The sequence below is a fragment of the Kitasatospora sp. NPDC057738 genome, assembly GCF_042798815.1.
In the GTDB taxonomy this organism is placed as follows: Bacteria; Actinomycetota; Actinomycetes; order Streptomycetales; family Streptomycetaceae; genus Kitasatospora; species Kitasatospora lactacystinica.
On sequence record NZ_JBHVJT010000007.1, the window covers coordinates 82444 to 93474 of the forward strand.

Consider the following 11031-nt stretch of genomic DNA (forward strand, 5'->3'; position numbering starts at 1 on the left):
CTTCCGGGGAGGGCTTGGCCCTCTCGCCTGCCCCTCCGCCGTGCGCTCAGCCGGCGAGCAGCGGTCCGAGCAGCAGGTCGGTGAAGCGGCGGGTCCACTCCGGGGTGATCGGCTCGCCGCTGACCAGGACGCGGTGCTCGACGGTGCCGGCGATGGTGTCGAAGATGATGTCGACCTCCTCGCGGGCCGAGTCGGCGTCGCAGTCCGCCCCGAGTTCTCCGCGCGCCTGGGCGGCCGCCCGGCCCTGGCGGACCAGCCGCTTCTGCGGATCCACGATGGACTCGCGGATCCGGCGCCGCAGCTGGCGGTCGCGGGTCCCCTCGGCGAACAGCGCGAGCAGCGCGGCCTGGGTCTCCGGGCGGGCCAGCAGATCGGCGAACTGGGCCACCACGGCCTCGATGTCGGCCCGCAGGCTGCCGAGGTCGGGCATCACCAGGTCGTCGAAGAGGGTGGCGACGGCGTCCACCACGAGCTCGTTCTTGGACGGCCAGCGGCGGTAGAGGGTGGTCTTGGCGACCCCGGCGCGGCTCGCCACGTGGCCCATGGTCAGTCCGCCCCAGCCGAGTTCGGCCAGCGCCTCGCGGGTGGCGTCGAGGATCGCGCGGTCGGCGGCGGCGCTGCGGGGGCGGCCCTTGGCCCGGGCGGCGCCCGCGGGTTCCGGGGTGGCGGCGGCCCGGTGGGGGGCCGCGCCGGCCGGGTCGGGGCAGGTCCGGGCCGTGGGCTCGGCGCGCTCCACGCCGTCCGGGCTCGCTGGGGGCTGGGCGGCCGGCACCGGGCCTCCTCGCGCTTTACTGGTAAGTAACTTGGGTGGGGTTGGTAACGGTAGCGACTGTTCGCCCGTTCGGGCAGCGGGGCGGCCCGGGAAAGTGGGGCAGGTCACGTCCCCGAACCGCCGGTGGGGCTTGCGGGCGGGGCACCGGCTCCAGTTACGCTACGACTCGTAGCGAAAGCAGTGACAACCAGGCGCCGCATCCCGTGGGACGGGAGCGGCGCGGGCGCGGGTGGGGATCCGCGCCGAACGGTCCAGGCTACCGGGGGAGCGGCACCGCGCCCGGAATTCCGCGCCGCGCGGTCCGCGCGGGGCGACTTTCCGGAGGATGGTGCCCGCGAGCAGCGCGGACGGGGGAGGATGGTGCCATGCAGCCACGGAATTCGCGTCTCAACAGCTCCGCCCTGCGCGGCGCGGTCGACCTCGCCGCAGTGAAGGCGGCCGGCGAAGCCGCCCAGAAGGCCGAGCAGGCCCGGGCCGAGCGGGCCCGACAGGCGGCCGCCGCCGATTCGGCCGGAGCCGCCCCCGCCCAGTCCGCCCACCAGCTCGTCATCGACGTCACCGAGGACACCTTCGAGACCGAGGTCGTCCAGCGCTCCACCGAAGTGCCGGTCGTCATCGACTTCTGGGCCGAGTGGTGCGGGCCCTGCAAGCAGCTGAGCCCGATCCTGGAGGACCTGGCCGAGGAGTACGCCGGCCGCTTCGTGCTCGCCAAGATCGACGTGGACGCCAACCAGCTGCTCTCCCAGCAGTTCGGCATCCAGGGCATCCCGGCCGTGATGGCCGTGGTGGCCGGCCAGCTGGTGCCGCTGTTCCAGGGCGCGGAGAGCGCCGCCAACATCCGCAAGATCCTGGACCAGCTGATCCTGGTCGCCGAGCAGCGCTTCGGCGTGGCCGGCGGCGCGGCCGTCCCGGGCGAGGCCGAGGCCGCCGCGCCGCAGCGTCCCGAGGACCCGGCGCTGTCCGCCGCGCACGACGCGCTGGACTCCGGTGACCTGGGCGGTGCCATCCGGGCGTACCAGAACGTGCTGATCGAGCAGCCGGGCAACACCGAGGCCAAGCTGGGCCTGGCCCAGGCCGAGCTGCTGAAGCGGATCGAGGGCCTGGACCTCCAGGCCGTCCGGGCGGCCGCCGCCGCCGACCCGAAGGACGTCGAGGCCCAGCTCAAGGCGGCCGACCTGGACCTGGTCGGCGGTCACGTCGAGGACGCCTTCGGGCGTTTGGTGACCACCGTCGGGCGGACGGCCGGTGAGGACCGGGACGCCGCCCGGCTGCGCCTGCTGGAGCTGTTCGAGGTGATCGGCGTGGAGGACCCGCGGGTCGTCGCGGCCCGTACGGCGCTGGCGCGCGTGCTGTTCTGAGTCCGGATCAGGCCCGCCGTCTGGCACGGCGGATGACCTGCGGTGTCGCTGGGGATTTGGCGACAATCCGGTCAACCGAACAGAGGTTTACCAAATCTTGATTTCACCCGCGGGTGGTCACCATGTGTGACCACCCGCGGGTGTTTCGCTGGTGTTTCCGGCGGATTTCGCCATCACGATTCCTTCAAGGCGTCACACAGGGTGCGGCTCGGGTCGATTTCATGATCAACGTCACCTGATGTTGCATTACCCGTCAGTAAGGAACCTCTTGTGCTTCGCCCGGGATTCAAGCACGATCGGCCACGCCCGGTCCCAGACTCCACCTCCGCCGACCCCGGTCGGCCACGCGGAGCGCGGGATCCCCACCGGGTGATCCGCCGGCCCCGGCCGGCGGGAGGGAGGGCAGGGGGGTATCCGCGGTCCCACGGCGGTTCCTGTCCTTCGACCGGCCGCGCGGCCCTGCGCGGTCGCTGGTTGTCGCTCGGGGGTGATCGCCGATGTCGTCGGTCCTGCCCGCCGCCCCGCAAGGTCGGCCGGTGCTCGGACGGGACGCCCGCTGCACGCGGGTCGCTCCCGCGTCCGACGACGCCCAAGGCGCTCTCCGCTACCGAGGACGTAGCTCTCTCCCATCCCAGGCCCCCACCGGTGCGGGACGCACCGCCGGGGAGCCGGAGATGTACGTCCTAGAAGGAGGACTCGCATGTCCCAGACCTACGGCAAGACCCGCTGGAAGCGCTTCGCCCTGGTGATGGTGCCGAGCGTCGCGGCCACCGCGATGGTCGGCATCTCGATCGCCAACAACGCGCTGGCGGCTTCGTTCAGCGTGTCCGGCCAGAGCTTCAAGGTCACCACGCCGGAGCTGCACGGCAAGAACTTCGCCCAGTTCGGCTCGATCGACGCGGAGACGAACGGCACTCCGCACCCGGTCGCCGTCTCGGCCTTCGACGAGGCCACCATCAAGGGCCTCTGCCAGTCGGTGGTGACCGACCCCAACGTCATCCCCCACCTGCCGTGGAAGCTGCCCAAGATCGTCCTGCGCCTGGAGGCCGGCAACAGCGACGACGTCAACAAGCAGGTCTACGCCAAGAACCTGCTGATCGACCTCGACCAGCTGAACGCCGACGCCGAGTTCACCAACATCAACATCGGCCAGGACGCCTCGACCCTCAAGGGCTCGGCCACCCAGGGCTGGCAGTCCAAGCTCGGCGGCCTGCCGTCCGGGCAGACCGGCTTCGCCCAGGCCGCCGAGAAGGCCGACCTGTACAACGTGCAGCAGACCGCCTGGGCCACCTCGGCCGGCACCTTCAAGCTCCAGGGCCTGAAGCTCGCGCTGCACACCGACGGTTCCGGCGAGTGCTACTAAGCCGCTGACGGCGGCGGACCGGGCCCGGTCCGCCCGCCACGACGGCACCTGCGGGACCGGGGACGGTGCGTGCGCCGTCCCCGGATCCCGTGTCTCGTCCATCCCCTCGTTCACACCATCGAGGAGCTGCACCGTGTCCAGCGCCCTTGCCTCCTACCGGCCCGCCGAGCACGAGAACCCCGCCCAGTGGCTGCGCCGGGTGTTCCGTACGTTCCGCCGGACGCGGCCGTACTACGGCGGTCTGCTGGCCATGATCGCCGGCGTCCCGATCATGTACTTCCCGTACGCCAAGCTCTCGCTGGGCGGCATGACGGTGGCCATGGCCACCACGGCGGGTGCCGGGTCACTGATCATCGGCGTGCTGCTGGTGGTGCTCGGACTGACCGCGTGGTTCCAGCCGGCCGTGCGGGTCTTCGCCGGTATCGCCACCACCCTGCTGACGCTGGTCTCGATCCCGGTCTCCAACCTGGGGGGCTTCGGGCTGGCCCTGCTGCCGGGCCTGATCGGCGGCGGGCTGATGGTCTCCTGGGCCCCGCTGCCGGAGGCCGAGGCCGGAAAGGCCGCCAAGGGCCGGCGCCGGCGCCGGGCCGAGAGCGGCGCCGGGGACGCGGCGGCCGGGAGCGCCGTCGCGCAGAGCGTCGCCACCGAGCCGGACGCCGAGCCGAACGCCGAGTCGAACGCCGAGCCGATCGCCGAGACCCGGACCGCTGCCGCGGCTGTCCCCGCGGCCGTTCCCGCGGCCGCCGAACCCGTCGCCGGAACCGCCGTCCCGAAGCAGGCCGGTGCCGTGGACCAGGAGGAGGCGCGGTGACCGGGCCGGCCGAGCAAGCCGACAACGGTACGACCGTTCCCGCGCAGCGCTCCGGCCGGCACGCGGCCCCGCGCACGCCCGTACGGGTCCGGCTGAGAGGCCGGGCGCTGGCGATGGCGGCGGTGCCGACCGCGCTGCTGATGGCCGCGGCCTACACGCCCAGCCCGGCGGTCGCCGAGTCCGCGGCGGGCAAGCCCTGCGGCACCGCTCCGGCCACCGTGCCGGACGTCGCGCCGATCGAGACGCCGGTGCCCAAGAGCGAGCTGCCGGAGCCGCCGCCGGGCCCGTCCACCGCGCCGAGCCAGGCCCCGACCACGGCGCCCCCGGCCGGTCCCTCGACCGACCCCGGCTCGGTGCCGACCCAGGTGCCGACCACCGCGCCCGCCCAGCAGCCCACCTCGCCGGTCAAGCCGTCGGCCGCCACCGCCCAGCCGTCGGTCGCCGGTTCCGCCGTCGCCGGTTCCGCCGACACCGGCACGGCGGTCCGGACCGGCCTGATCGACGACCTGGTCGGCGGCATCAGCCACCTGCTGAACCCGAACTCCGCGCCGGGCCCGACGCCGGCCACCACACCGGCGGCCACCACGGCGCCGACGGCCCCGACCGCACCCGCCCCGAGCACGGGCGCCCCGGCCCAGCCCGCCCAGCCGCAGGCCCGGGCCGCCGCCCCGCAGGCCGAGCCGCCCGCGACCCGGCCGGCCGACGACGAGCCCTCGCCCACCGCCACGCCCACCGCCGCGCCGAGCGGCAAGGCGACCGGCAGGCCGAAGCCGTCCGCGGACGCCTCGGCGACGCCCTCCGCCGGCGCCTCCGGCAGCCCGTCCGCCACGCCCACCGAGAACCCCAACTGCGATGTGGACGCCCGGTCCCTGACCGCCGGCGCGCCCGCCCCCGGGCACGTCGTCCCGGAGCAGAACTGGACCCTGAAGACCAGCCGGCTCGCCCTGCACGGCGCGGCCTTCCACGGCGTCTACGACGTGAAGACCCCGACCGGCAGCAAGCGCGTCCTGAAGTTCGTGGTCGACAGCGTGGACATCGACAACCTCGACATGTCCACCCTGGAGGGCAACGGCGTCACCTTCCACGTCCAGGGCGCCCCGGGGTCCACCTCGACGATGCGCAAGGGCCCGGTCACCATGTACGTGGAGCGGCTGTCCGGCCACCTCTCCAAGGTGCTCGGCCTGCCGATCCTGATCGACCTGGGCGAGATCACCCTCACCCCGGACACCCTGCCGCGCTGGCTGTACGACCTGATCGGCGCCATCCCGATCCCGCTGGACCTGGAGCTGACCGGCGTCACCGCCAAGCAGGCCGGTCAGTTCGGCGGCACCCTGCGGATCCCCGGGATGCGCATGTTCAACGACGACGCCCCCTACAGCGACAAGTAGCGGCGACGGGCGGCGAGGGCGACGAGCGGCGTGCGCCGCAAGGCCCGTGGGGCGGCCCTCCGGAAGGAGGACCGCCCCACGGGCGTTCGGGTCGGGCGGGCGGTCACTCGCTCCGGGTGCCGAGGTGGTGCACCTGCACCATGTTGGTGGTGCCGGGGATGCCGACCGGGACACCGGCGGTGACGATGACGGTGTCGCCCTCGCCGAGCCGGCCCAGCTTCAGCAGCTCCCGGTCGACCTGCGCGACCATCGCGTCCGTGGTGGCCACCTGCTCCGTCACGTACGCCTCGACGCCCCAGCTCAGCGAGAGCTGGTTGCGGGTGGCGGTGTCCGGGGTGAAGGCGATCACCGGGATCGGCGAGCGGTAGCGGGACAGCCGGCGGGCGGTGTCACCGGACTTGGTGAAGGCGACCAGCGCCCTGCCGTCCAGGAAGTCGCCCAGCTCGCACGCGGCGCGGGCGACCGAGCCGCCCTGGGTGCGCGGCTTGCGGCCCGGGTTGAGCGGCTGGAGGCCCTGGGAGAGCAGCTCCTCCTCGGCCTTCTCGCAGATCCGGCTCATGGTGCGGACGGTCTCGACCGGGTACTTGCCGACGCTCGACTCGGCGGACAGCATGACCGCGTCGGCGCCGTCCAGGATGGCGTTGGCGACGTCGGAGACCTCGGCGCGGGTCGGGCGCGAGGCGTGGATCATCGACTCCATCATCTGGGTGGCGACGATGACCGGCTTGGCGTTGCGGCGGGCCAGGGTGACCAGCTGCTTCTGGACCAGCGGCACCCGCTCCAGCGGGTACTCCACGGCCAGGTCGCCGCGGGCGACCATGATGGCGTCGAAGGCGAGGACGATCTCCTCCATGGCCTCGACGGCCTGCGGCTTCTCGATCTTGGCGATGACCGGCACCCGGATGCCGACCTCGTCCATGACCTCGTGGACGTCCTTGACGTCGTCCGCGTTGCGGACGAAGGACAGGGCGATCATGTCGACGCCCAGGCGCAGCGCGAAGCGCAGGTCGTCCTTGTCCTTCTCGGACAGGGCGGGCACGTTCACGGCCGCGCCGGGGAGGTTGATGCCCTTGTTGTTCGAGAGCACGCCGCCCTCGACCACCACGGTCCTCACCCGCGGGCCGTCGACGCTGACGACCTCCAGGGCGATGACGCCGTCGTTGATCAGGATCGGGTCGCCGGGCTTCACGTCGCCGGGCAGGCCCTTGTAGGTGGTGCCGCAGATGTGCTGGTCACCGGGGACGTCCTCGGTGGTGATGGTGAACTCGTCGCCGTTGTCGACGGTCACCGGGCCGTTGGCGAAGGTCGCCAGACGGATCTTCGGACCCTGGAGGTCGGCCAGGACGCCGATGGCCTTGCCGGTGTCCTCCGAGACCTGGCGGACCTTGCGGTACCGCTCCTCGTGGTCCGCGTGGTTGCCGTGGCTCATGTTCAGTCGGGCGACGTTCATGCCCGCCTCGACGATGGCCTTCAGCTGTTCGTAGGAGTCCGTCGCCGGACCCAGGGTGCAGACAATTTTCGCTCGGCGCATATGGATCAGTCTATCCGTTCGTGTTATAGGTGCATTCGGCACGCACCGGGAGGAATCGCCGACGAAAAGTTCCGAGGAGTGAGACGGTTCCGTGTCAGTCCTCGGACTCCCGGCGTTCCCGGTGCACCAGGGCGAAGGCCTGTCGGGCGATCTCCAGCTCCTCGTCGGTGGGCACCACGGCGACCGCCACCCGGCCGTACTCGGGCGAGATGATCCGGGCCTCGCCGGACCGCACCGAGTTCAGCTCCGGGTCGACGGCGATGCCCAGTTCCTCCAGTCCCGCGGTGGCCGCCGCGCGCACCGGCGCCGCGTTCTCCCCGACGCCGGCGGTGAACGCGATCGCGTCCACCCGGCCGAGCACCGCGTAGTAGCCGCCGATGTACTTGCGCAGCCGGTGGACGTACGAGTCGAAGGCCAGCTTCGCGTCCGCGTCCCCCTCGTCGGCCCGGCGCATGATCTCGCGCATGTCGTTCTCGCCGCACAGCCCGCGCAGGCCGCTGCGGCGGTTGAGCAGGTCGTCGATCTCGTCCACCGAGAGGCCGCCGACCCGGTGCAGGTGGAACACCACGCCGGCGTCGATGTCGCCCGAGCGGGTGCCCATGACCAGGCCCTCCAGCGGGGTCAGGCCCATCGAGGTGTCCACGCAGCGGCCGCCGGCGACCGCCGAGGCGGAGGCGCCGTTGCCCAGGTGCAGCACGATCACGTTGACCTCGGCCGGGTCCTTGCCGAGCAGCCGCGCGGTGGCCCGCGAGACGTACTGGTGCGAGGTGCCGTGGAAGCCGTAGCGGCGCACCCGGTGCCGGTCGGCGACGGCCTTGTCGATCGCGTACCGGGCCGAGTACTCGGGCATCGAGGCGTGGAAGGCGGTGTCGAAGACGGCCACCTGGGGGAGGTCGGGGCGCAGCGCGCGGGCCACCTCGATGCCGGTGATGTTGGCCGGGTTGTGCAGCGGGGCGACCGGGATCAGCCGGCGGATCTCCCGGAGCACGTCGTCGGTGATCACGGTCGGCTCGGTGAACCGCAGGCCGCCGTGCACCACCCGGTGGCCGATCGCGGCCAGCTCGGGGGAGTCCAGCCCGAGGCCGTCGGCGGACAGCTCCTCGGCGACGGCCTTGAGCGCGCCGGCGTGGTCCGGGAAGACCTGGACGGTCTCGCGCGCCTCGCCGCCGCGCGGGGTGTGCACCAGCCGCCCGCCGGTCTCACCGATCCGCTCGACCAGCCCGGCGGCCAGCTTGGCCCCGTCCAGCATGTCGATCAGCTGGTACTTCACCGACGAGGAGCCGGCGTTCAGCACGAGAACGCGGGTGCCTCCACTCATGCGGCCACCTCGCAGCGCTCGGCGGTCGCTTCGCGAAACACGCACCTACCGATGACTCGCTCGCTGCGCTCGCTCATGCGACGGGCTCCTTGCTGTCCTGGGACTGGATGGCGGTGATCGCGACGGTGTTGACGATGTCCTGCACCAGCGCCCCGCGGGAGAGGTCGTTGACGGGCTTGCGCAGCCCCTGGAGCACCGGCCCGACCGCGACCGCGCCGGCCGAACGCTGGACCGCCTTGTAGGTGTTGTTGCCCGTGTTGAGGTCCGGGAAGATCAGCACGGTGGCCCGCCCGGCGACCGGGGAGCCCGGCAGCTTGGTGGCCGCGACGTGGGCGTCCACCGCCGCGTCGTACTGGATCGGGCCCTCGACCAGGATGTCCGGCCGCAGCTCGCGGACCAGCTCGGTGGCCTTGCGGACCTTGTCGACGTCGGCGCCGGAGCCGGAGGTGCCGGTCGAGTACGAGAGCATCGCTACCCGCGGCTCCACCCCGAACTGGGCGGCGGTGGCGGCCGATTGGATGGCGATGTCGGCCAGCTGCTGGGCGTCCGGGTCCGGGTTGACGGCGCAGTCGCCGTACACCAGCACCCGGTCGGCCAGGCACATGAAGAAGACCGAGGAGACGATCGAGGCGCCCGGCGAGGTCTTGATCACCTCGAAGGCGGGCCGGATGGTGGCGGCGGTGGAGTGCGCCGCGCCGGAGACCATGCCGTCCGCGATGCCCTCCTGGACCATCAGGGTGCCGAAGTACGAGACGTCGGTGACGACGTCCAGCGCCAGCTCGACGGTCATCCCCTTGTGGGCGCGCAGCTTCGCGTACAGCTCGGCGAACTGGCGGCGCAGCGGGCTGGTGGCCGGGTCGACGATCCGCACCTGGGCCCGGTCGGCGGCCGGGTTCCCCCCGGCCTGGTGGCCGGGAGCCGTGCCCGCGTCGGGGAGGGCGATGCTCAGGGCCGAGGCCTTGCGGCGGACGGCGTCCACGTCGCCGAGCAGGGTGAGGTCGCAGATGTTGCGGCGCAGCAGGATCTCGGCGGCGCGCAGCACCCGTTCCTCGGTGCCCTCGGGCAGGACGACGTGCCGGCGGGCGCCGCGGGCGCGCTCCAGCAGCTCGTGCTCGAACATCATCGGGGTGACCCGGTCGGACCGGCCGACCTCGATCAGGTTGGTCAACTCGGCGGTGTCGACGTGCAGTTCGAAGAGGCCGAGGGCGATCTCGGCCTTCCGGGGGCTGGCCGGGGTGAGCTTGCCCTCCAGGTGGGTCAGATGGGCGGCGGTGGGCCAGCTGCCCTCGGGGACGACGGCGACCGGGGTGCCGGGGGCGAGCCGGGCGGCCAGTGCCATCACGTTGGGGCCGGGGTGCTGGCCGAGCGTCAGCAGTACGCCGGCGATCGGCGGGGCGCCGGCGGCGTGCGCGGCCAGCGAGCCGATCACCAGGTCGGCGCGGTCCCCGGGGGTGACCACCAGCGCGCCTTCGGTCAGCGCTTCCAGGAAGGTCGGCAGCATGGCGCCGCCGAAGACGTAGCCGCGCACGTCCCGGGCGAGGCCGGCGGCGTCCCCGATCAGCACCTCGGCGCCGGTCGCCTCGACCAGCTGGGCGACGGTGGGCGCGGCCAGGGCCGGCTCCTCCGGGATGACGTAGGCGGGGATCGGCAGCTTCTCGGTGAGGGTGCTCCGGATCCGCTGCTCGGCGCCGGGGGAGACCCGGTTGGCGATCATCGCGAGGGTCTGGCAGCCGAGGTCGGTGTACGCCCGGTGGGCGTTGCGGACCTCGGCGATGACCGTCTCGGCGTCCGCGCCGTGCCCGCCGACCACGGGCAGCACGGCGGCGCCGAACTCGTTGGCCAGGCGGGCGTTGAAGGCCAGTTCGTCCGGGATGCTGGTGTCGGAGAAGTCGGTGCCGAGCACCAGCACGGCCTGGCAGCGCCGCTCCAGCGCGTGGAAGCGGTCGACCAGGACGGAGACCAGCTCGTCCTGTCCCATGGCGGCCTGGAGCGCGGCGGCCTCCTCGTAGGTGAGGCCGTACAGCTCGGTGCTCGGCAGGTCGATCCGGTAGCGGCCGTGCAGCAGCTCGACCACGTGGTCGGAGCCCGGCCGCCCGGGCGCGGCGGCGTGCACCAGTGGGCGGAACACCCCGACCCGGTCCACCTGGCGGGTGAGCAGTTCCATGACCCCGAGTTCGACCGCCTGGCGGCCGTCCCCCCGGTCGATACCGGTCACGTACACGCTGCGCGCCACGTGGGTGTCTCCGTCCCGTCGTCTCGGAAAGTGGTCATATCGACCATACCTTCGCACCCCGAACGGCCATCCGCGAGCAGAACGGCGGGGTTCGGGCAAGGGGCGGAGGTCCCTCCCGGGTGCCCGCCCGGTGGGGCGGGCACCCGGGGCCTCGTCGTGGGGAGGCCCCCCCCCCACGGCTCCCCGCCAGGAGAGGGGAAACAAACGAGGCGAAGAGGGGGAGAGGAACACTCCTCATAACAGGAATGGCCCTCTCC

The 11031-nt window shown here is 72.8% G+C and carries 8 protein-coding genes; 4 read left to right on the forward strand and 4 right to left on the reverse strand.

Annotated features, from left to right (window positions below):
* Positions 1-46: 46 nt before the first annotated feature.
* Complete coding sequence (locus ACFVGO_RS05900) at positions 47-598, reverse strand: TetR/AcrR family transcriptional regulator (RefSeq protein ID WP_359900018.1); 552 nt, start codon at positions 596-598, stop codon at positions 47-49.
* Between the two features lie 539 nt (positions 599-1137).
* Between ACFVGO_RS05900 and ACFVGO_RS05905 the strand changes: the two genes are divergently transcribed.
* From ACFVGO_RS05905 to ACFVGO_RS05920, 4 genes are all read left to right on the forward strand, one after another.
* Complete coding sequence (locus ACFVGO_RS05905; RefSeq protein WP_380630927.1) at positions 1138-2130, forward strand: tetratricopeptide repeat protein; 993 nt, start codon at positions 1138-1140, stop codon at positions 2128-2130.
* Positions 2131-2830: 700 nt separating this feature from the next.
* Complete coding sequence (locus tag ACFVGO_RS05910; protein WP_359899897.1) at positions 2831-3493, forward strand: DUF6230 family protein; 663 nt, start codon at positions 2831-2833, stop codon at positions 3491-3493.
* A gap of 133 nt (positions 3494-3626) precedes the next feature.
* Positions 3627-4304 carry a DUF6114 domain-containing protein gene (locus ACFVGO_RS05915; protein ID WP_380630928.1) on the forward strand — a complete coding sequence of 226 codons (678 nt, stop codon included), beginning with the start codon at positions 3627-3629 and terminating at the stop codon, positions 4302-4304.
* Entirely contained in the window at positions 4301-5692 is a 1392-nt protein-coding gene (locus ACFVGO_RS05920) for a hypothetical protein (RefSeq protein ID WP_380630929.1), read from the forward strand. The genes ACFVGO_RS05915 and ACFVGO_RS05920 overlap by 4 nt, the downstream gene beginning before the upstream one ends.
* A 103-nt stretch (positions 5693-5795) precedes the next feature.
* On the opposite strand, the gene pyk is transcribed toward ACFVGO_RS05920, so the two are convergent.
* The 3 genes from pyk to pta all read right to left on the reverse strand — a co-directional run bounded on the left by pyk (position 5796) and on the right by pta (position 10774).
* A complete protein-coding gene (gene pyk, locus ACFVGO_RS05925) occupies positions 5796-7223 on the reverse strand; it encodes a pyruvate kinase (protein WP_359899892.1) in 1428 nt (475 codons plus the stop codon).
* A 94-nt stretch (positions 7224-7317) separates the two neighbouring features.
* Positions 7318-8541, reverse strand: coding sequence for an acetate kinase (locus tag ACFVGO_RS05930; RefSeq protein ID WP_380348685.1), 1224 nt, complete (start codon positions 8539-8541; stop codon positions 7318-7320).
* Positions 8542-8614: 73 nt separating this feature from the next.
* Positions 8615-10774, reverse strand: a complete 2160-nt coding sequence (gene pta, locus ACFVGO_RS05935; protein ID WP_359899888.1) for a phosphate acetyltransferase — start codon at positions 10772-10774, stop codon at positions 8615-8617.
* Positions 10775-11031 lie beyond the last annotated feature (257 nt).